Source organism: Rhodococcus sp. 320_ES (genome assembly GCF_059691855.1).
The window spans coordinates 737,871-760,390 of record NZ_JCAWAG010000003.1 but is presented as its reverse complement, the minus strand read 5'-3'; the positions used below and the strand labels follow the sequence as shown (position 1 = coordinate 760,390).

At 66.4% G+C, this 22,520-nt stretch carries 12 protein-coding genes and 1 tRNA gene; 4 read left to right on the top strand and 9 right to left on the bottom strand.

From position 1 onward, the window contains the following. Nucleotides 1-302: 302 nt before the first annotated feature. From AC59JP_RS14205 to dcd, 5 genes are all read right to left on the bottom strand, one after another. Nucleotides 303-9,110 carry a fatty acid synthase subunit beta domain-containing protein gene (locus AC59JP_RS14205; RefSeq protein ID WP_497326409.1) on the bottom strand — a complete coding sequence of 2,936 codons (8,808 nt, stop codon included), beginning with the start codon at nt 9,108-9,110 and terminating at the stop codon, nt 303-305. 286 nt (nt 9,111-9,396) lie between these two features. Further along, a complete protein-coding gene (locus tag AC59JP_RS14200; RefSeq protein ID WP_497326408.1) occupies nt 9,397-10,326 on the bottom strand; it encodes an Hsp70 family protein in 930 nt (309 codons plus the stop codon). A gap of 91 nt (nt 10,327-10,417) precedes the next feature. Next, nucleotides 10,418-11,356 carry a hypothetical protein gene (locus AC59JP_RS14195; RefSeq protein WP_497326407.1) on the bottom strand — a complete coding sequence of 313 codons (939 nt, stop codon included), beginning with the start codon at nt 11,354-11,356 and terminating at the stop codon, nt 10,418-10,420. 72 nt (nt 11,357-11,428) lie between these two features. Further along, a complete protein-coding gene (locus AC59JP_RS14190; protein ID WP_497326406.1) occupies nt 11,429-12,874 on the bottom strand; it encodes an Hsp70 family protein in 1,446 nt (481 codons plus the stop codon). A 106-nt stretch (nt 12,875-12,980) separates the two neighbouring features. Then, nucleotides 12,981-13,547 (bottom strand): dCTP deaminase, encoded by a 567-nt coding sequence (dcd, locus tag AC59JP_RS14185; RefSeq protein WP_497326405.1) that lies wholly within the window; start codon nt 13,545-13,547, stop codon nt 12,981-12,983. A 148-nt stretch (nt 13,548-13,695) separates the two neighbouring features. Here dcd and AC59JP_RS14180 point away from each other — a divergent pair, with 148 nt between their 5' ends. Both AC59JP_RS14180 and AC59JP_RS14175 read left to right on the top strand, forming a co-directional pair. Then, the gene (locus tag AC59JP_RS14180) at nt 13,696-14,538 is read left to right on the top strand and encodes a DUF559 domain-containing protein (RefSeq protein ID WP_497326404.1); all 843 of its coding nucleotides are present in this window, start codon (nt 13,696-13,698) and stop codon (nt 14,536-14,538) included. A gap of 89 nt (nt 14,539-14,627) precedes the next feature. Beyond that, a tRNA-Gly gene (locus AC59JP_RS14175) sits at nt 14,628-14,701 on the top strand. Here AC59JP_RS14175 and AC59JP_RS14170 read toward each other — a convergent pair. Further along, nucleotides 14,690-15,664: an acyltransferase family protein gene (locus tag AC59JP_RS14170; protein WP_497326403.1), complete on the bottom strand. Its 975-nt coding sequence runs from the start codon at nt 15,662-15,664 to the stop codon at nt 14,690-14,692. The genes AC59JP_RS14175 and AC59JP_RS14170 overlap by 12 nt on opposite strands. Nucleotides 15,665-15,863: 199 nt before the next feature. Between AC59JP_RS14170 and AC59JP_RS14165 the strand changes: the two genes are divergently transcribed. Together AC59JP_RS14165 and AC59JP_RS14160 are read left to right on the top strand one after the other, a co-directional pair. After that, nucleotides 15,864-17,378 (top strand): hypothetical protein, encoded by a 1,515-nt coding sequence (locus AC59JP_RS14165; protein WP_497326402.1) that lies wholly within the window; start codon nt 15,864-15,866, stop codon nt 17,376-17,378. A 27-nt stretch (nt 17,379-17,405) separates the two neighbouring features. Next, a complete protein-coding gene (locus tag AC59JP_RS14160) occupies nt 17,406-17,768 on the top strand; it encodes an MGMT family protein (protein WP_497326401.1) in 363 nt (120 codons plus the stop codon). Here AC59JP_RS14160 and AC59JP_RS14155 read toward each other — a convergent pair. The 3 genes from AC59JP_RS14155 to AC59JP_RS14145 form a co-directional block, all read right to left on the bottom strand. Beyond that, nucleotides 17,708-19,483 carry a putative bifunctional diguanylate cyclase/phosphodiesterase gene (locus AC59JP_RS14155; protein ID WP_497326400.1) on the bottom strand — a complete coding sequence of 592 codons (1,776 nt, stop codon included), beginning with the start codon at nt 19,481-19,483 and terminating at the stop codon, nt 17,708-17,710. The two genes, AC59JP_RS14160 and AC59JP_RS14155, sit on opposite strands and share 61 nt — an antisense overlap. Nucleotides 19,484-19,589: 106 nt before the next feature. Continuing rightward, nucleotides 19,590-21,665, bottom strand: a complete 2,076-nt coding sequence (locus AC59JP_RS14150) for an Rv1355c family protein (protein ID WP_497326399.1) — start codon at nt 21,663-21,665, stop codon at nt 19,590-19,592. Beyond that, a complete protein-coding gene (locus AC59JP_RS14145) occupies nt 21,662-22,423 on the bottom strand; it encodes a hypothetical protein (RefSeq protein WP_497326398.1) in 762 nt (253 codons plus the stop codon). The genes AC59JP_RS14150 and AC59JP_RS14145 overlap by 4 nt, the downstream gene beginning before the upstream one ends. Nucleotides 22,424-22,520 lie beyond the last annotated feature (97 nt).

Genomic DNA, 22,520 nt, shown 5'->3' with positions numbered 1-22,520 from the left:
ATTCGTGTTCGATGAAGAACGGGCGGGCCGGTTTCCCTGACCCACTTCGACATTCGGAAACTGCGCTGTTTCCTCGTTCCCCCCGAGAACACGGGATCGAGGCGCCCACCGGGCCTCTCTCGACTCCACCAAGATCGTAACCAGTGGGAACAAAAAGGGCGGATCGGGCAAGATCGCAATGCGATAACGAACCTGAATGTAATTCGTTGTCCGCCAACGTTTCGCAACCCGATGACGTATTCACCGGCCCTAGCCGAACAATGGTCCGTTTATCACGGCCGAAAACAGGTTCCGGACCAGGATCAGTAGTCGCCGTTCGGACCCAATCGGGCGTGTGGGTCCAGCAACATCTCGACCTCGCGGCGGTCGACGAACGGTCGATCCGGCTTCTCGTAGAGAGCCGGACCACCGCACATGGCGTCGAGCAAGGTGCGCTGCCCTTTCTCGGTGCGGCGCCGTGCCCGTTCGACATAGGTCCGCCGCTGCTCCGGGGTCAGCGTCGCCAGGAACGCGTCGACCCGCGCGACCACCACGAGTCCCGAGACATGGCCGAAACCGAGGCTCGTGAGTATGCCGCCTCGCACCGTCTTCTGGAGCGGCTTCGTCGGCCATACGAGATGCGGGTACTGCGCCATCGCGTCGTCGACACAGTCGAGGGACCGGTTGGGCGGGATGATTCCGCGTTCGAGAATTTGGCACAGCCCGATGATCTGGAACGCGGCAGCGCCGCCTTTCCCGTGGCCTACCAACGACTTCTGCGACACGACGATCAGCGGGTTGCCCTCGCTGCGACCGATCGCGTCACCCAGGCGCTCGTGCAACTCGGCTTCGTTGGGGTCGTTGGCTCGGGTCGAGGTGTCGTGTTTGGACACGACGCCGATGTCGTCGGCGGTGAGGCCGAGGGTGGTCAGGCTCTGGGCGAGCTCGGAGTCGCGGTGGCCGACCCCAGCACTCACGGCGCCGATTCCGGGGGCCGGGATGGAGGTGTGAATACCGTCGGCGAACGATCCCGCCCAGGCCACGACACCCAGGACCGGCAAACCCATATCGAGCGCCAGGTCGCCGCGGGCCAGCAGCACCGTGCCGCCGCCCTGCGCCTCGACGAACCCTGCACGCCGACGGTCGTTCGCGCGGGAGAACCGCCGCGGGTCGATGCCCTTCGCTGCCATCGCCGTCGAATCTGCGGTGGCCGACATGTTGGAGAAGCCGAGAATGCTCTGTGGGCCGGCGTCGTCGAACCCACCGGCGACCACCAGGGTGGCCTTGCCCAACCGAATCTTGTCGACGGCCTCCTCGACGGACACCGCCGCCGACGCGCAGGCACCGACGGGATTGACCATCGCTCCGTACCCGCCGACGTAACTCTGAACCACATGCGCAGCAATGACGTTCGGCAACGTCTCCTGCAGGATGTCGTTCGCCACCGGTTCGCCCAGGATGGTCTGCACGTAGGCGGCGTGAATCGCTTGCTGTGCACCCTGCCCGGTGCCTTGGGTGTTCGCGACGTACCGCGGGTGGACCTTCTGCAGCAGCTCGGCCGGGCTGAAGCCGCTGGAGAGGAACGCGTCGACCGTCGCGACGATGTTCCACACCGCCACCGGATCGAGAGCGTCGACCATGTCCGCGGGAATGCCCCAGCGGAGCGGGTCGAAGCCGTCGGGCAGATGTGCGCCGACGGTGCGGGTCATCTTCATCGCCCGCGGCACCCGAATCTCCGTGCCCTGCTTGCGGGTGACGGTCCACTCCCCGTTCTTCTCGACAATCACCGTGTTGTCTGGGTCCGCGTCGACGAACGACTGCGCCTCGGCGCGCGAGCCGACCACGAACGTGAGGTCCTTGTCGAGATACACCGACGTGAGCAGCGGCAGGGCGTTGTCGGTCATCACGCCGTAATCGGGGAACGTGCGAATGCCGGACCGCTCGAGAACAGCGTCGTGGTAGCGATCGGCGATGTCCGCCTCGTCGACGGGATCGCCGCTGTCGCGGTCGCACCAGCCGTCCTGCCACTCGATGAGGCCGGTGTTCCAGGCCAGCTCGATGACGCCGGCAGCCGACAATCGTTCGTGCACTTCGACTTCGAAACGGGTGCGCGACGAGCCGTATGCGCCCACCTCCCCGGCGCCGACGATCACGACGAGGTCCTCGGGCCGCGCCGACGATTCCGGCCAGGAGGGGTCGAGGGTCAGAGGTGCTGCGTGGGGGGCGGAGGGGAGGGCTCGTATTTTCTGACTCAGGGGCACCCCCACGTCGTCAGATCGACTGAATGTGCCCCTCGGTCCGGGGGTGGCGGCAGCCAACGACGCGAAATCGAGCCCCGCGTCGGCCAGTCCGCCGCTGAGGTCGACGTCGACCGGGGCCTGTGCGCGTCGAGCATCGGGGGTGCACGTCTGCAACAGAAGGCCGGCCATCTCCGCGGGGGTGAACACCTCGACGCCGCGCTCGCGGGCGGCGTCGACCAGCCGATCGTTGTGGCCCATCAGTCCGGTGCCGCTGACCCAGCCGATCAAGGCGTGTACCAACGTGACTCGGCGCGACCAGGACTCGGAGCGCCACCGCTTTACGACGGCATCGAGCGCTGCCTTCGACTCGCCGTATGCACCGTCGCCGCCGAACAGGCCGCGGTTCGGGGAGCCCGGCAGCACCACGTGCAGCCGCGCGCGGACGTTGGTGTCGGCGCCGATCGCCGAGAGCGTCGCGATCATGCGCTCGACGGACCACAGCAGCACCCGCATCTCGGTTTCGGCGCGGCCACCGGCGTCGGTCAGATCGCCCGACACCGCGGGCGCCGCGAACGGAAAGAGCGTCGTCGGCTGCAGGGCAGGCTTGATCTCGATGGTCTTGCCGCCCAGAGTTTCCGTCTGCCGTTCGCCGATCCAGTGGGCGAGCGCGTCGACGTCGGCGTAGGACGCAACGTTGGCCGGCACCACCCACAGCGACGCGCCGACGACGGCGTTGTCGCGGTACAGGTTTCGGTAGAACTCCAGCTTTGTGCCGTCCAGCTGTGACGTGGTGGCGATGACCGTAGCGCCGCCGCGGAGCAGGTCCGCGACGATCGCCGCGGCGATACTCCCCTTGCTAGCGCCGGTCACCACAGCGGTGTCGGCGGACCAGGTGTCGACGGGCGGTTGGGCGGCGAGGGTGGCGATGTGGTCGAAGGTGTCCTTTTCGGTGGACCCAATGACACGTTGGGTCGCGTATGTGGACCCAACGTCACATTGGGTCGCGTACCAGCGCGCCTGAGCCGCCACCGCCTCCCCCGCGCCGACGAACCGCGCCGGGTCGACGGCCTCCTCCCCGGAATACATGCGAGCGAGGTCTTCGCGCAGCGTTGCCCAGCGGTCGTCGAACAGAACGGCCTTCTGCGCATCGAACGCGGGCGCCACCTTCTTCTGCCACTCCGATCCGAGCTCGTCGGCCACCAGACGAGCCAGGTCGTCGTCGAGCACGGTGGTCGAGCCGGCGGAGTCGGCGAGTCCCAACTGTTCCAGGATGGTGCGCGCGGTGGTGGCGAGCACACCTTCGGCGCCGATGATGCTGTCGGACAGTGCGTTCAACGCCTCGCTGTCGACCGCAGTTGCTGCACTACCGGTCGACGGGGGTGCCACACTCACTCCCGCACGCAGGGCGACGCTACGAATCGCTTCGTCGATCGCAGTGTCGACGTCCAACACGTCGAGGGTGCCGAGGGCGCCTCCGCGCAGGCTCATACCGTCGCGCGTCGACATGGCGAGTTCGGCGCGCACGTGCGCGGCCCACCCGGTACCGAGTTGCCATGTGCCCGCGACACGTTCGGTGACGTAGGTCGGCCGCTTACCCGACGGTCCGAGGGTGCGGCGGAGCATGTCGTCCACCGCGTCGGTCAATACGGGTCCGAAGGCGCTGTAGCGCGGCGACATTCGGGTGGCAGTGTCGCCGAGCGCCACGAGATCCAGGTCCGCGCCGCCGTCGATAGCGCCGATGCCCAGCTCGGAGGTGAGGTCGAGCATCACCTGGTTGCGCCGCGACGAGACACCCTCGCACAGCGATTCGACGGTGTCCGTCGGGCTGAGCTGATCGAGCCGCACCTTGGTCCACGTCGCGACGAGCACGCGCACCGCGTCGGCGGCGGTGAACGTGAGGTCGGCGGGGCGCGTCGTGGTCACCGCCGTGGTCTCGACGATGACCGGCGCGGCCACTTCGGCTTCTGGCTCCGCATACTCGACAGGGTCTGCGTCCTGCGAGAACACCACGGCGTGATCGCGTTCGACGTTGAGCACCTGCGCGGCGCGGCCACGCGAGAGGTTGGCCAAGGTGGGTGCCGTCGCAACGCCGACCTCGACGAAGCGTTCGACTCCGAGTTCGTCGAACAGAACGTCCTGTGTCTCGATCCAGCGCACAGGGTTCGCGAGCTGCTGGGCGAGGAGGTCGATGAGGTGGGTGCGGGCGGGATTGTCTGACTCAGGGGCACATTCGGTCGAACTGTCGACGTGAGGGCGCCCCTGAGTCGGAGCGGGCACGTCGAACGGGCGCGCCGTCAGGTTCGGTATGTACCGCCCGACCAGCACGTCCGCGTCGATCGACTCGGGAACCAGCCGGTTCAGTACGGCGCGGAAGCGCTCGACGCCGTCGTGCAGGACTGAGGAGTGGAAGGGGGTATCGATGCCCGGCACCCTGACGAAGGCCCGGTCGGCACAGACCTTCTCCAAGGCATCGAGCCCGGCGAGCGTTCCCGCGACCACGTACTGCGAGCCGCGTCGGTTGTGGTTCACCACCTCGAGGAACTCACCCGTGCGTGCGGCGACGTCGCTGACGAACGATGCGTCGTCGAGACCCATTCGATCCGGACGTACGGCGGCCATCCCGAAGTTGCTGCGGCCGTTGCCGTCTCGTTCCACGAGGTCCGACATGATGCTGCCGCGTTCGTACACCATCTCGAGTACGGTTTCGAGGTCGAACACCCCGGCCGCGGCGGCCAGCGCGGTGAACTCGCCCACCGAGTGGCCGCAAAAGACGTAATCGTCTGCGAGTGGACCGCTTTCGCGCAGCTCGGCCATCTGCGCGTACCCGAGTGCGGCCATCGCCACCTGCGTGAACTGCGTCAGAAACAGCACGCCGTCGCGATGGCGGAACTCACGGCCGTCGACGGTGATGGCCGACGGGTTGTCGCGCACGATGGTGAGGATGGAGAAGCCCAGTCGATCTCGGGTGAACGCGTCGGCGCGGTCCCACACCTTCTTCGCGGCACGCGACGTTGCTGCAGCGGCCTGCCCCATCCCGACGCTCTGAATCCCCTGGCCCGGAAACGCGTAGACGGTGACGGGGGCCTTCTGAACCGCTGTCGCCGACATGACCGGATCGCCGTTGACGCGGCACACGACCTCGAGGACGTCGCGCCCGCCGGTGGTAGCGATGCGGTCGACGGTGACGTCGATGTGCGCACCGGGGACGACCGGTGCGAGGAACGAGGCTGTCCAGGAGTCGAGTTCGACACCGACCGCGTGCTGCGCAGCCGCCGACAGCCACATCCCGTGAACGATGGGGCCGTCGAGTCCGGCCAGCGCGGCCGCGGCATCGGACGTGTGGATGGGGTTGTGATCGGACGACACGGCAGCGAAGGCCTGCATGGCGTCGGGCGCGGTCAGGTGGGTGTCGAGACGATGTCGGCGCGGGGTCGATATCCCGATCGGCTCTGCCGCAGGGAGTTTCTGATCCCCCAGCAGGCCGCGAATGGCGAAGCGTTCAGTCATGGTTGCGATGTCTACGACGCCGAGATCGTGCGCTCCCGACGACTGCACGCGCACCGTCACCTCGACGACCCGGCCGACGTCGGTGTCGGTGACTCCGACGAGTTCGGCGCGCACGATGAACGCGCTCGACTCCGTGGGCAGTGCGGCTGTCACGTCGATCCTGTGGTCCAGGTGCACCAGATCCAGCATGCCCTCGACGACGCGCACACCCGAATCCGTCTGCGCCGCGCCGAGAACAGCGAATACGGACGGCCAACAGGCTCCCATCAGAACGTCGGGGACCGGGCCGCTCGGGTGCCGGTCGTCGGCCAAACCTGCTGCGGTGACAGCAGTGTGGCCGGACGCCATGCTCGGCATCCACGCGGCGGTGGCGCGGGCGACGCCGTGGTGAACCTCCGGCAGCGAACCACCGGCGGCGATCTCGAGGAGGACGTGCATGGATTCCGTGGCGACCTCGGCGGTCACCACCGGTACGCCGCCATCGGTGGCCGACGGTGGAACAGTGATCGGAACGGACAGCCTGCCGTCGCCCAGAGGTACTGTCAGCAACACGGTTTCAGCACCGATGATGGAGAGGGTTGCACCGGCGGCGCACACGAACGCCCCGTCGTCCTGCCGATGCCAGTCACCCAGTCGATGAACGGGATTCGGGATCTGACGGCCCGCCCAGTCGACGCTCTCGGCGCCCAGCAGTACAGCCAGTGGCCCGTCGGCTCGATCGTCGCGGCGGCGGCCGGGCACGGGCGTCGGGGTCTCCGCGAGGCGGTCCACGGTGGCCCGCTCGAACCGCGCGAGCAGTTCCGCGACGGGCTCGTCCACCCGGTCGATCCCTGCGACGGACTGCGGGCCAGGAATCACGATCACCTGATCGGCCGAGTAGCGCGAATCGTGCGCCTGCCAAAGCGAATCCGAGCGCCACCATCGGCGGACGTCCGCGTCGATGATGGGCACGAACGGCACCGGCTTGCCTGGCACCCGGCATTGCTGCAGGAAGAACGCGACGTCGGCGGGATGGAGAACGGTGTCGCGGGCGTGGGGGTAGTGCTGCACCAGGGTGTCGACGGCGTCGGCGGGCAACTCGTCGCCGCGGAGAACGGACTCGACCGTCCCGCGCTCCACCGGGTGCAGGCGGGCCTCGGCCCGGGTGCAACAGGCGCGCAGCCGGGCGACCCAACTCGGGCTGTGCGCGATTTCCGCCCCCGGGGGGCATAAATTCGCGCACAGGTGGCGGAGCCACGTCTCATACGTCATCCCCCGTACATCCCCGAAGTACGGCTTCGCCGTCCGGGCCAGCGCATCGATGATCTCGTCCCGACGGGCTTCGACCGCGTCGGCGTCGCCGGCCACCTCGTCGAGCAGGCGCCCACAGCGCGACGCGGAGTTGTCGATCTCGTGAATGTCCGCACCCAATTGGCTCCGGCCGGAGGACATTCCGCCGTCGGTCAGACCGGCGCCGATCCACGCATCGGACCCACGGGTCTCCATCAGCAGCCGCTTGACGTCGGGAGACGTGGTGGCTTCGAGGGTGGCCATCGCGGCCGTACCGACGAGGATGCCGTCCACCGGCATGGCCGGGTACCCGCGCTGGACGGACCAGTAGCCGGTGAGATAGTCAGCAGCGCGCTCGGGTGTCCCGATGCCGCCGCCCACGCACAGCACGATGTTCGGCACCGCGCGCAGCTGCTGATACGTCGCGATCAGCAGATCATCGAGGTCTTCCCACGAATGATGTCCACCGGCGCGGCCACCCTCGACGTGCACGATCACCGACTCGTCCGTGGCCTTCGCAACGGCCACGACAGCCATGATCTGCGCGACGGTGCCGGGCTTGAAGGTGACGTACTCGATTCCTGCCGAGCGCAATTCGGCGATCAAGGCCAGCGCGTCGTCGAGTTCGGGAATCCCCGCGGTGACCACCACACCGTCGATGGGCGCTCCGGCCGCCCGCGCCTTCGGAACCATGCGCCTGCCGCCGACCTGCATCTTCCACAGATACGGATCGAGGAACATCGAGTTGAACTGGGCCGCGCGACCGGGCTCCAACGTGGTCGTCAGCTCCGTAATACGCTGAGCGAGAATCTCTTCGGTGACCTGGCCACCTCCCGCGAGCTCTGCCCAGTAGCCGGCGTTGGCGGCGGCCGCGACGATGCCGACGTCCACCGTCGTAGGGGTCATGCCCGCCAGCAGGATCGGCGAGCGCCCCGTCAGTCGGCTGAACGAGGTCTCGACGACGGTGCGCCCGTCCGGCAACGACACCAGCGTCGGCGCGTACGACGACCATGGCCGCTCGCGCACCGGAGCCGCACCGGGGGTGACGAGTTGACGTTGCCCCGCCCGCGTCGACACCGAGACGATGCCGATTCCGCTGCCCGCCAACGTGGATCGGCTCAGACGACCGATCGTGTCGTCCGGCCCCATGTCGAGGAACCAGTCGACGCTTCCGACCGACCTCCGGCCTTCCCGCCCGTCCACGCACGCCGTGTCGAGCTCGTCCACCCAATCCACCGGATCGACCGCCGTACGCCGGGCCAGATCGACCGCGCGGTCCGCATTCAGGCCGCACCGCTCGGACCAGGCGCGAACGTCGTCGAGCGCCGGTTCGAGCGCCGGGTGGTGAAATCCGATACGAATGGGCAGTCTTTCGAATGTCGGGTCGAACGGCGCTCCGCCGGTGCGCTTTTCCGTTCGTGCAGCCCGGTCGGCGTCGGCGATGGCCCCGCACAACTCCTGCACACGGAGAAGGCCCTCGTACGGCCCGGACAGCACCACGCGGCGGCGGCTGTTCTTGATTGACACGACCACGTCCGGCACCTGGTCCACGACAGCGGACAGCCGATCGGGGTCGACATCGGACACGGACACCATCGGCGCCCGCTCCCCCTTGCCCGTCAGTCCGCTCTCACGTGCGGCCTTCACCACCGCGGCGACGGTGATGCGCGCGGCGGCGATCAGTTCCGCGTCGTCGGCGCTCACCGCATTCCACGCCGCCGCGCCCCAGCATCCCTGCGAGTGCCCGATCACCCGAACGTGCGGGAAACGTGCGGCATCGATACCCGTGACCGCCATGGCACGGATCATGGCCATCTGCGCCAACAGAATTCCGGGCACGGACGTCTCGGGCGCCGACCCGTCGCTCGGTGCGAACGGACGAAAAGCGCTCGGCGCGTACGGAAGCAGATCGTTCGCGACGGGCGCCAAGAGCCGATCCGCGTCCTCGCATACCTGCTCGAGTTCGGCAGTGAGGCCGTAGTCCGACGCGATCTCGGAAAGTACGCTCTGCCAACGACTTCCCTGGCCGCCGAACGCGACCACGAACGGTGCCCCTGCCTCGAGGTCGCGGAGCAGCGACGGGTGGACGCCGGTGGAAAGCTCGTGAATCGACATGCGCGCGTCCTCTCGGGATGGCACACCCACGCGGGAAGGCCGGAGGCGCCACGAGTCAGTGAAGTCGATCGTGCTGCATGCTGACCCCACTCGCCTGTCGAGACGAATTCACCGATTCAGGACACAGTGGCATCGCGTGCCACGACCGGGAGACCCACGGGCGCAGCAATTCTCGCTGCCGGCATCGAGTGCCGTGTTAACCGGGACGGGGACCGTTATCGATTCGACAACGAGACGGGCGGACGTGAATTGCGGGAACGAACAGCCACCTGGTGGGTGGCAAACGTCACACGGATCCGGCGTGCCGGGAGACGTCTCTGCGCTGGTAGCTCGGCTGCGAGGAACGCTGACGCAACACGACGCTGGTGCGCTGCACCGCGAGCAGAGCCGCACCCTTGGCCGATACCGACTCCGGCGTGGACGGCGTGACCAGCTTGGGGCCGAACGCCTGCGTGAACAGACTGCGCACGACGGGAAGATTGGCGCATCCACCGAGCAGCACGACAGTATCGACCTGGCGTGGGCTGCGATCGAGCGTCTCGCCCACCCAGTCCACCGCGTCGGTGAGCGGATCGAACATCAGCCGGTCGACGGTGGTCCGCCACAGATTGACCGAACCCCCGACGAACGGGCCCCCGATCTTGACGACCCGGTGCAGCGCGAGCATTTCCAGACTCCACTCGATGCCCTCGCTGAGTCGATCGAGTGCCTCGGCCGTCATGGCGTTGTGGTCGCCGTACTCCTCCGCCAAGTGGTCGAAAATCGCGTTGGCGAACATGTCGCCACGGAAAGATTCGGTCCACATGGCGTCGTACACGTGCCCGCTGGACGAGTCGAGAATGGACACCGATATGCCGGTGCGGCCGATGTCGACCACCGCAGTGGTACGTGAGGGACCGAGCAATCCCCGCATACGCAGGTACATCAACTGGGCACCGAGCTCGGACGCAAGACGAACCGGACCGCCCTCGTGAATCTCGAGGATGTTGTGCCCGATGCGCGACGACGGATCGTCCGGTACCACGAGAACCGCGCCGTCGCGTTGCGCATGATGTTTGGCCACAACGGAATCGACGAACGAGAGCGCGGTGGCGAGGCGCGTGCTGGGATCGCACCCGTGCACCGCCTCGGTGCCGAGGAGTGCGCGCCCCATCGGGTCCATGACGGCGGCGCGTATAGCGGACGCTCCCATGGATACTCCGACTACTGCGCGCATGATCCGACCCCACTCAGGCTTCGCGAATTGGTATCTCGTAATCCTAGGCCATTAAACATTCTTATGGTTGGTTTTTTCCCATATTTCTCGGCTACTCGCCCGAAACGGTGGGATCCACCACAGGGTCCACAGTCGGATCCACTGTTTCCACCGGAGGGTCGGTCACCACGGGTTCCTCTGGCACACTGGTCGATTGGGTCGGCACCGGCGACGCCGTCGACGCCGAACCACCGCCGTTCGGCCGCGACGACGAGCGGGTCGACGGCGGGGTTGCCACTGCGAACGTACGCGTTGCTGCCGTCGACGTGCGCACGTTGCCCTGCGGCACCGTCTCCTCCGTGAACGTCTCGCCCGTATACGGGTTCTCGGTGAACGTCTCCGGGGTGTAGGTCTCGCCCGTGTCCGGGTCCACCGAGTACACCTCGCCCGTGTCCGGGTCGGTGGTCACCGGCGGAGCCACCGGAGCCGGCGGCAGAATCGGCGGCGCAACCGGAACGCTGCTGGTCGGCGTCACCGTCGACGTCTGCGAGGTCAGCGGTGTGCTGGTGCCCGTCGACTCCGGACCGCGCGTACCCGCGACCGCCCACACCGCGACGCCCCCGGCCACGACCGCGGCAGCGATACCGCCCGCGACCAGCGCGAGACCGCGACGCGACGGGTCCTGCTTACGCGGATCCTTGATGGCCGCGAACGTGGTGGTGTCGGCAGACTGGATACCCCACACCGCGACGGCCACCGGAGTGGCCAACGTCGAATCGAGCTCCGGGTTGGACGCATCGGCCAGAGCGACGCCGGTGATCTTCTGCGCGGCAAACGAGGCCACGATCGAATCGCGCTGCGCAGCAGACGAATACGCCACCGTCGTACGACGGATACGCAGATCGTTTCGCTCCGCCCGCAGCGACATCACGCCTACCGCAGCCGCAACGACGTCCCCGACGGACATCCCCGAATCCGGTCGAAGCGGAGTGATCCGCTCGTCCACTGCACCGAGTTGTGGTAATTCCGGATCGACCAGAGTGGCAGTCACATCTGCCAACCCAGCCGAAATACCCAGTACAACATCCATCGTCGTTCCCCCGAACTGGTCTTGCTGAAAGCGTCAACGCGGCATGACGATGGTCATGGATGGCATCGACGGCATCGTCATCTTGAAAGTGGTCGTCGGCGGAGCGGCCGTGGTCGAAGCGCCCGACGTGGTCGGAGCCTGCGAACTCGGACCGCGGTCGCGCTTGGTCGTGGTGGGCGGCTGCGTGACGCTCGGCGTCGTGGTTGCCGGCGCGGACGTGGTCGGGTCCGGTCGGTCCGCATCGCGAGTGATCCGATCGGCAGGCGCGCTCGTGGTCGTGGTCGGATCGGTCGTGGTCGTCGTGGTGGTGGTCGTGGTGGTGGTGCCGTCGGTCACCGGCGGCGCCGCAGGGATGGCCGGCGCATCGGCCTGCGGCAACGCCGACAGTGGGCTCCGAGGCACACTACTGGAGACGACGATCGACGGAGAACCCGACGACTCCTCCGACATGGTGCCCACCGCTGTCGTTCGGGCCGACGCCGCAGTCAGTGACGCCATCACCGCCACCGCGATCACCGCACACGTACCGACATAGCCGGCAATACGCGAACGGCGCCGGCGAGAAGACGAGGACAACGACACCGCAGCATGCTGCCTCGGTGAGGAGGACACCGGTGCGGGGGTTGGCAGGGCCGGCACCGGGGTGCGCACAGGAATGACCGTCGACAATCGGGCGGCGCCGACCGCGGCAAAAAGCTCGGGACGATCGGGAACGACCACCGGCAGATCGGTGATGTTCATGACCGCCCGCACCACGGCAGCGATGTTCGCTCCCCCGCCGACCATCAGGACACCGTCGACGTCGCCCTCGGCCAGCGCGGCGGAGACGAGCGCAACCAACGGACCCAGCTCGGGGCCGATGAGATCCTCGAACACGAAGCGGCGCAACCGAACCGAGTCGGTGACGAACGGGCCGGAGACCTCGACGGACGCCTCGGTGGACAGCCGTTCTTTCGCCGCGGCCACTTCCTTAGCGAGGGCGGCTACGGCTCCATCGGACAGAAGTTCCGCGGCGCCGTAGGTATCGACGAGGTATTCGACGACGGCGAGGTCGCACACGTCGCCGCCGAACAGCTCGGTGCGGGACGTGGACATGATCTCGCCGGTGTAGGAATCGACGACGTGCACGCGGGTGCCCATGCGGCCGACGTCGACGATGGCCAACTCGCGCAGCGAACCCATGACGCCGAGGGAGCGATTGGCCGCGACGATGGCGTCGACCTCACCGATCAGACGCAGGCCGTCGTGGACATAGGGATCTGCGACAGGGTTGCCGGTGTGATCGGAGACGACCAGCACGGGCGTCTCGTCGCCGTACCACTGCGCGAGCTCGTGCACGGCGTCGGCGGAAGCGGCCATGGAAGGGCCGTGAACTGCTTTGACGTCGGAGTCGATGACATTGCCGTAGGAATCGGTGACGACGCCACGCACGCAGCCGGCGCCCATCGACGCTCCGAACGCGCCGTCATGTGTCCTCATCGGTGTACACCTCGCTTTGAACCCCGACAAAGCCAACAGTTGGCCCGAGAGTATCGGGTCAATCAGGGAGAAGCAACGTATTGAACGATTCGAACGAACTCGAAGTTTATTTTTCGAAGTTCAGATACGCCTTCGACGGGGTCGGCCCGCGCTGGCCCTGATACTTCGACCCTGTGCCCGCGCTCCCGTAGGGACGCTCTGACGGGCTGGACAGGCGGAACAGGCATAGCTGCCCGATCTTCATTCCCGGCCACAGGGTGATGGGGAGGTTCGCCACGTTGGACAGCTCGAGCGTGATGTGGCCGCTGAAGCCGGGATCGATGAAGCCCGCGGTCGAGTGCGTGAGTAGGCCGAGGCGGCCGAGGCTGGACTTGCCCTCGAGGCGGCCTGCGAGGTTGTCGGGGAGGGTCGTCAGCTCGAGGGTCGAACCCAGGACGAACTCACCGGGGTGCAGCACGAACTGCTCACCCTCCCGGCGTTCGACCAGTGTCGTCAGCTCGTCCTGGCGCTGCGCGGGGTCGATGTGCGTGTACTTCGTGTTGTTGAACACCCGGAAAAGGCCGTCGAGGCGGACGTCGACGCTGGACGGCTGAACCATCGAAGGGTCGAACGGCTCGATGCCGAGTGTTCCGGCGGAGATCTCGGCCTTGATGTCACGGTCGGAGAGGAGCACGGGTGAAGGGTAGTCGGGGTGCCGATTTGTGAGCGATCAGGGACGGAATCTGCGGCTGAAACGTCCCTGGTTGCCCAGAAAGTCGAGTTATCCACAGGCTCGGAGTCGGGGGCTGGCGCCGGCGAGTCCGGTGCTCGACGCTGACCTCATGACAGTGCGCGGGCCGTCCGATCCCGGTGTGACCAGGCAGTCGCTGCGCTCGGGCTATCGACGTCTACACCCCGGCGTGTGGGTGAAGCGGGGCGAAGTGCTGACGGCGTCCGTGCGAGCCGAGGCAGCGTGGAAATGGGCTCCGGCCGGGGCGATACTCGCCGGATACTCCGCAGCGGCAGTGCACGGCGCGAAGTACCTACCGAACAGCGCGAGGGCTGAGTTGATAGTGACGCACCGGGTCAGGCCGCCGACGGGCGTGACCGTGCGGAGGCGGACCGTCTCGACCGAGGACATCGACACCGTTCGAGGCATGCGCGTCACATCTGCGGTGCGGACAGCGTTCGACCTGTGCCGCGATCTCGACCGCGACCGAGCTGTCGAGGCCGTGGACGCCCTCTACCAGGCGACGGCCATGACCAAGGCGGACCTGCTCGACTACGCCGGCAGCGCGGCCCGACTCCACGGCTACCGCGGCGTGAGCGACGTCGTCGACCTGACCGACGAGGGAGCGGAGTCGATCTGGGAGACCCGCACTCGACTGTTCATCGTCGACAGCGGGCTGCCCCGCCCCGAGACGCAACTGGTGATCCACGACGAATGGGGGCGTTGGATAGGACGGTTCGACCTCGGATACCGCAAGTGGAAGGTGATCGTCGAGTACGACGGTGATCAACACTTCGAGAACGAACAGCGACACCGTGACATCGAGCGCTGGAATGCCCTCAGCGCTGCTGGTTGGCGACTGATCCGGGTCAAGGCCAGGCAATTGACGCGACAGCCGGAGCTGATCCTCGGCCACATCCGGCAGGCGCTGAGGGACGCCGGGGCGCCGGTCTGATTTGTGGGCAGTCAGGGACGGAACGGGCGCCGTATTCGTCCCTGGTTGCCCGCAAAATCGACGCCTTGCTAACCTTGCCTCCGCACTTCGCCGATGTAGTTCAATGGCAGAACGGCAGCTTCCCAAGCTGCACACGCGGGTTCGATTCCCGTCATCGGCTCCACGTCAGAGTATTTCTGCTCTCCTGTCCGGTGAATCTCCTCGAGGCCGGATAGTGGGCGAACGCCAGCGCCAGCGCCCACGGGAGAACGAGCGCGAGAATCAGGTCGACAGCGCCTCCCGTCGGCGGCGTCTCGAGAAACGCCAGGACGAGCGCGTGCGTCAGCACCACCACCAGACCGGGTAGCGCGAGTGCGGTCATCGTCCGTCCCACGCCCGGCGCTATTTCGAGGATCGGGCGCAGGACCAGGAGGAGCGACGCGCAGATCACCCCGGCTACCACCACGCTCACAACGGGAGTGCCGAAGTTCCCGTTCTTGAGGTCGAGGGGCTCCGAGATGCGCGTGACGACGAGGACCGACGCGACGGCCAACCCCGCGGCGCCCACCGCCGGACCCCACGGGATTCGTGATTCGACTCGTGCGAAGAGCTCGCCGCCGACCACGAACACCAGACAGGGAAGCGCCGACAGAACTGCCAACGGTGCGCGCGAGACGAGTCCGCCGACGACGTACATCACGCAGACGCTGCCGAGGATCAGCGTCATCGTCGCCCACAGTGGAAGGCGCTGCATCCAGCGGTAGAGCAGGCACGCGAAGAACAGAGCGGTCACGAACCAGAACGCGCTGAAGGGCCTCGTCGCGTACGCCCCGCCGTACACCGCCTGAATCACCGCCTTCGGATCGAAGTCACCTCGAAATGCGTTGTAGCCGAACCAGATCACGCCGACCACCGCGAGCCAGAACAGGTACGGCACCGCGAGGCTGAAGAAACGTTTCTGTGCTTCGTCACGGACCGTGCGCCCACCGCGTCGCCAGAGGTACCCCGACAGGAAGAAGAAGACCGGAACGTGCCACGGGGCCACGAGCAGACGCATCGGTTCGGTCAGATTCACGTGACCCACCACCACGGCAACGATGCCGAACGTCCGAAGAGCGTCTATATGACCATGACGCATATCGCTCATGTTTCGACTCCTTGTCGAAAGAAAACGGGGAAAGCGTATGTTCTGGTCGCCTTTACCGGTGACGGTGAATGTATGCGTGCGACAACAGTTCTCGCACAGAGTATGGGGAAGTCGCGAATACTTCGTGACGGCCGTGAAAACTTTGGTCACCGGCTTGTTCCGAGTTGCAGGAATGTGTTCGCACGACCAGAGTTCACTCATGCAGGAAAGACCGGTAATTCCCACGCGGCCGCGGCGCATGGCGGACCGGCTGCACCTTCGCGAAATCCTGTCGGTTCGCACCGCGGCCATTGGCGCGATCGTCGTGGGCGTCGCGGGCTTGGCGCTCGCAATCGGATTCGCCGGTGCAACGCTCACCGACCAGCTCTACGTGGCACTGCTTCTCGCCCTCATGGCCGGCATCGCGTGGAAACCCAGCACCACCCTGGTGGTCGCCACGATCGTGGTCTTCTTCCTCGGATTCGTCCGGCGCATCCTCGCCGAGGGCGGCAAGATCGACGCCGACCCGTTGGTCGTGGTGCCCGCGCTCCTGATTCTCATCGCGATCGCGTACTGCAGAACGAGCAAGGACGGGCCGCGCGATCTGTGGCAGAAGCTCATCTTCGTCACTGCCGCTGTGTATTTCGTCGCACTGGCTTCCCACGGTCTGTTCGGACTCAACTTCATCTTCACGACATTGGTGCAGACCGCGCTTCTGGTCGTGATCGTGCTTGTGCGGTCGGGTCTGCTTCCCGACGTGTGGCCCACCCTCGAGAAACTGCTGCCGGTCCTCGGTCTCGTCGTCGGTCTCTACGGCATCTACCAATTCTTCGTCCTGCCCGAGTGGGATCGGCAGTGGATGAACGCTACCGAGTTGACATCGATCGGAAACCCTCTGCCGCAGGAGGTTCGAGTATTCGGCACCGGCGATGCCCCGAACCCGTTCTCGGCCCTGCTGGGTACGTCGATGCTCGTGTCGGTCAGTCGAATACTTCAGGCGAAGTTGGTCGTGCAGATCATGCTGGCCGTGGCGATCGGCGTCATGGCCTTTGCGCTGATCCTGACCGGTGTGCGTGCCACGTTGCTCGGCCTCGCGGTCGGGCTCGGGTGGATGGTCATCAGCGGGCGCGGCGGTCTTCGTCGCCTCGTGCCCGTGGTGATCGCGGTCGCCGCCGGATATCTGCTGCTGCAGGTGGTCGACCGATTCAGCGGGTCGTCGTCCATTCTGTCCGTGGACCGCTTCACAAACTTCGACGCCGGCAGTGACAAGTCCGCTCAGACCCGGCTCGAACTGATCAAACTGATTCCCGAGGCGATGCTCTATCCCTTCGGCAAGGGTGCCATCGGCCTGTCCAACAACACCGTCGCCAACCTGGACAACATGTTCGTCGACATCCTCTTCAGGGCCGGACCGTTCGCCGCGATCGTCGTCACCGTGCTGCTGCTCAAAGCTCTGCTCGACGCGTGGTCACTCAGATTGGACGAGCGGGCGCAGAGTGCAAGCGCAGTGGTGCTGTTCTTCGTCGTCTACAGCCTGTTCCAGAACATGTTCGCCACGTCGATGGGCCTCGTCGCCGCACTGGCCATCGGATCCGTGATGAGACGAGCGTGGCTTCTGAAACGCGATCAGGCAGCGGAGGCCGAGGCCCGGCGCCGAGCGCAGCTCGACAGGGACCGGCTCGAATCGGCCCGCGCACGACAGGTCCTGCGAGGCGAGTCCGACATACACGCCTGACCTGCAGGTGCAATACTCGGCTCCACCATGAACGACGCCTACGAAGCCTTCAGCGCGCGGGTCCTCGAGCTGGTCGATCAGATCCCGCCGGGCCGCGTGATGAGCTACGGCCAGATCGCGGAGGTCCTGGAGCAGGGTGGCCCGCGCGGCGTCGGCAGCGTGATGGCGCGCGACGGCAATTCGGTCACCTGGTGGCGCGTGGTGCGCGCAGACGGGACGCTGCCGCCGCACCTGGTCATCGAGGCGCAGGAACATTGGTTGGTCGAGGACACTCCGACGCGTCGCGGCATCGTGGACATGAAGCGAGCCCGGTGGTGGCCGGAGGACCCTCAGATCGACCCGACGGACAACAGCTCGAGCATGCGATCGGCGGGAATAGGCCGCGAGTAGAGGTAGCCCTGGGCGCGATGGCAGCCGATATCGATCAGCACATCGGTCGCCTCCGCGTGCTCGACGCCCTCGGCGATCAGATCGAGACCGTACGCATCGGCAAGTGTCGCAATGGTTCTGACGATCGCGCGATCCGCGGACGCGGTTCCCAGATGCTCGACGAACGCGCGGTCGATCTTGAGTGCATCGACCGGGAGCACCTTGAGGTGGGACAGGGAGCTGTAGCCGGTACCGAAGTCGTCGATCGCGATGTCGACGCCCAGCTCGCGCAGATCGACCAGGGTTCGCGCGGTCATCGCAAGGTCGTGCACCACAGCGGCTTCGGTGATTTCGAGGCACAGGTTGTCGGCGGACATACCGTGTTCGGTCAGCACGGCGCCGACCTGATTCGCGAAGTCGTGTGCGAGCAACTGCGCCGGTGAGACGTTGACGCGCATCGTGATGTCGAGGCCGTCGACGGCTTCGGACCACTGCACGTAGGTGCAGCACGCGTGGTCGAGGACCCAGCGGCCCAGATCGGCGGCGAGATTGGACGCCTCGGCGATCGGGATGAACTCCGACGGCGGCAGCATCCCCCGCGACGGATGATCCCAGCGCACCAACGCTTCGACAGCGGTGATGCGGTGCGAGATCAGGTCGACCTCGGGCTGGAAATACAGTAGGAGCGAACCGGTTTCGATGGCGGAGCGCAGATGCAGCTCGATGTCGTTGCTGAGTTCGTTGCGCGAGTGGACCGCCGGGTCGTACTCGACCACGACGTCGCCGCCGGCGTTCTTCGCGGCCAGCACCGCCTGGTCAGCGTTGCTGATGACGTCGTCGACGGTGTCGACTCCGGCTGTGGCGGTGGCGATTCCGATGCTGGCCGTGCGGTTCAGGATGTCTCCGGCGACGCTCACGTGGGTGCTGGTGACCTGGCGAAGCACCTCACGTGCGCGATCGACGACGCCGTCCGCGTCCAGGACGAGCACGAATTCGTCGCCGCCCCACCGGGCCACCATCGTGTCGGGGCCGACACAGCGACGCAAGGTGTCGGCGATGGTCCGCAGGAAGAGGTCACCGGTGGGGTGGCCGTACGCGTCGTTGATCGATTTCAGTCGGTCCACGTCGAGGAACAACACGGACACGCGGCCGCCCTCGGACAGCCGGGACGTCAGGTGCTCGTACAGTCCGCGGCGGTTCGCGAGTCCGGTCATGACGTCGTGCAGGCCGGCGAAGCGCAGACCGTCCTCGGCGCGGACGCGAGCATGCACCTGGGTGAACAGCATGGCGATGGCTACCAGCGCATTGGTCTCGTCCACGGACCAGTCTCGGTCGCCCGCTTTCACGAAACCGAGCATGCCGATCGACACGCCACTCGATACAAGGGGAACGACGGCCGTCGACACCGCCGCGAGCCCGGATGCCGCCTCCACTCGCTGGCGATAGTCCTCCGCCTCCACCACGGGCCGGAAGAAGATCGGCTCGATCGGATGCTCGCACTGCGCAAACACCGAATCGGACTCGAAGCTGACCACGCCCAACGGATCCGGATCCGGAACGTTGTCTCGCGGTGGCCATTCCGCGACCATGATCGACGCTCGAATGCTCCGGTCGGTGTGCCGCAGGAACGCCGAATCGACCCCGAAGTAGTCGACGAGATCGCGCAGGACCAGCGTGTAGGCAGAGCCGACGCTCGACGAGTCGACGCTCATCAACCGCTTTGCGACGTCGGCCACAAGCACGTCGAGGCTTCGACGCTGAGACAAAGCTGACCCACCCGACCTTCACGTCGACAACACCCGATGGAACTGTGACGTGACCGACGATACCGCCAACCCGCTCTCAGTCTGTACGTCTACGACTTCGAATGTTCGACGCCGGTGAATGAGCCAAGCGCAGTATCAAAACGACCGCCTGGTCTTCCCGCAACCCGACAACGGCGCGGAACCGGTCCTGCAGGTCGGACAGCCTGTCCGCGTACTGGTTCGACAGCTCGACGAAATCGTCCTTCTCGTGCGCGTAGATGAACACCGGTGACACCGGATGCACGGCGAGACCTTGCTCTTCTGCCGCAATCCACGCGCTTTCGGTCGCCGAACCTCCGCGAACGAAGTCCGCCGCGCCGGTCCCGTTCACGACGACGACGGCGACGGCAGAACTGGAGGCAAGTCGGTCGCGGGTGTCGTCGCCGAGGGCGTCCCCGGTGTCCCACGACGCGAGCAGATCCATCACCTCGGGTCTGCGCACGACATCCAGTTTGACCAGGTCGGTCGGATCCATGGCCAGGCTTCGAACGTCGATCCCCGCATCGGGATCCGGATCACCGGGCCATCGCAGCTCCGACATCATCTCCGAATGCAGTGTCGGAGTGAGGTAGCGCAGGGTGTCGGACGCCGCCAGAATTTCCCCCACTTCGGCGAGGTCGGATCTCTCCGTCACGACGACGACGTCACCTCCTTCGGCCTTCGCCGCCGTGCGGATGGCGTCCACCGCCGAGACCGGCACGGGTGACGGTGTGCCGAGTATGCGATTGGTATTGCGCGCCAACATCGCGTCGTATCGGGCACTGAGGCGGTCGTCGGTTCCCGGCGTCAATTCGAGCGATGCCTGCACGAGCCCGTCGTCGTCGACTTCCACTGTGACCGGCCCCAGTCGATGTTCCTTTGCCGCAGCCACTTTCGCGTTGAACAGCGCTGCACCCACGGCAACGTGCGTGCCTCGGAACTTCACGTCCAATCCGGTTGTGCGGCCGGGGTCCTCGGCAATGGTGAGGGCGTCGCCGTTCATGGTCAGGTGCCACGGCTGCACGTTTCCTCCCGACGGTGCACGGCGCGCCGCCTCGAGAATCGACGATTCCACGGCGGGGTCGACTGCGTCGTCGGCCTTCTTCTCCGGAACTTCGGGGGTCTCGAGCGTGTCGAGCAACTCGTCGAGGTGAATGCGCGTGCGACCGGACGCCAACGGCGCGCCGAGGCCGAATCTCCGCACCGCTGCGGCGACGCTCGCCCCGCCGAGTGCAACCTCGCTGCCGAGCTGCGGCCACGTGGAGATGGTTCGTTCCACCTCGATCATCGAGGCGGCCATGCGCGCCGAGAGGTGCTCGGCGCCGAGAATCGCCAGCACGTACGGGACCTTGTCGTGAGTCGAGAGTCCTTTCAGCGCCGAGGAATCGATGTCGCCGAGCAGGCCGTGGAACAGTTGTCGATCCGGTTCCAGGTCGTACCGCTCCACGTCGATCAGACCACGGTCGCTGGTCTCCATCACGACCGGAATGCGTTGTGCGCGAGCAGCTTCGCGGACCATGAACTTCACATCGAGCGAGTCGCACTCCTCCACGACCAGATCGAGGCCGTCGACGAACTCCGCCGCGTTGTCGGCCGTGAAGCCTCTCTCGTCGATGGTGACCGTGAGGTACGGGTCCAGCTCGGCAATGCGACGGGCGGCCACGACGGTCTTGTTCACTCCGAGATCCAGCAGCGACGCCGGGACCCGGTTGAGGTTCGACAGCTCGATCTCGTCGAAATCCGCGAGCCGAAGCTCGCCGCACACTCCGTCCAACGCCAGAGAGTGCGCGATGGCGTGGCCGACGCTGAGTCCGACGACGCCGATCTTGAGTCGCTGCAACACTTCTTGCTCGTCGGCACTGATCTTGTTGCGGTTGCGGTCCAGCCGCAGCCTGCGGAACGACGCCGGCCCCAGGACGGAGACCACCGTCCGGCGCCACGGGTAGTACACCCAGCGCCCGGGTTCGTCGATCTCGGCGTCGGTCACGGTGGGTGTCAGCTTGCGCAGGCCGGCAATCTGCTCGTCGAACCGGTCCACGAACTCGATCGACGGATCGGAGCGCAACGCCTCTACTGCGGCGACGTCGGCGTCACTGGACCGATCGAAGAGCTGCGCACGCCAGGCGGCGGTCACGACGCGAGCTTCTTCTGCTCGACGACGAACGGACCCGAGCCGAACACCGCAGCGTCGACGGCGTTGGCCATACGCGCGTACTCACGCCGGTCGGCGGTCGCCTGGAGATTGTGGCGGTCCCACCAGAAGACTCGCGTGCTGTATCTGTCGTCCGGATACGCCACGGGTGGGATGTTTTCGGCCAGCACGCCACCCGAGCGCAGATGTGCGGCGGTGACATGAGTTGCGCCGGTGCACAACGTGTATCGCGCATGGAGCAGCGAGCCCGCGACCGCGGGACCCTGACCGATGACCCGCGCGACGTCCTTGGCTTCGGGAGCGCCGAACGCCACCCAGCCGGTCTTGAGTTCGATGACTCCCTCGGGCAGCCGTTCGGCCACCATTCGGCGCAGCACCGCGCGGCCCGCCTCGTCCGACGCCCACTCGACATCCGCGTGGGTTTGGTCGTCGCGGGTGTACGGGCCTTGAATCCGCACACCCCCGACGACCCGTCCGCCCGTGTCGATCGCAGCCAGGAACATCGTCGTCGAACGGCCGTCACTCAACTTCTCGAGCCCCAGCGCGTCGGCGACACCGAACTTTTCGTAGCTCTGCAGTGCGCCGTTCACGTATTGCGCCCACAGGTCGGGGCGATCGGACGGCGTCGACACCACCACCGTGTAGTCGAAGTCCGGATCCGAGTAGCGAGTTTGACCGCCCCGCCACGTGTCGCCCGCGGCAGCGATGCCGCTCGAGAACGTTGTAGATGCCCCGAACATCCGTCCATTCCTCTCGTCGCAGTTGGTTATCTACCCAGTAAACAGGGTTTTCCCCCGTTTTCCATGCTCTGCTACGAAGTGGACGAATTTAAAACGG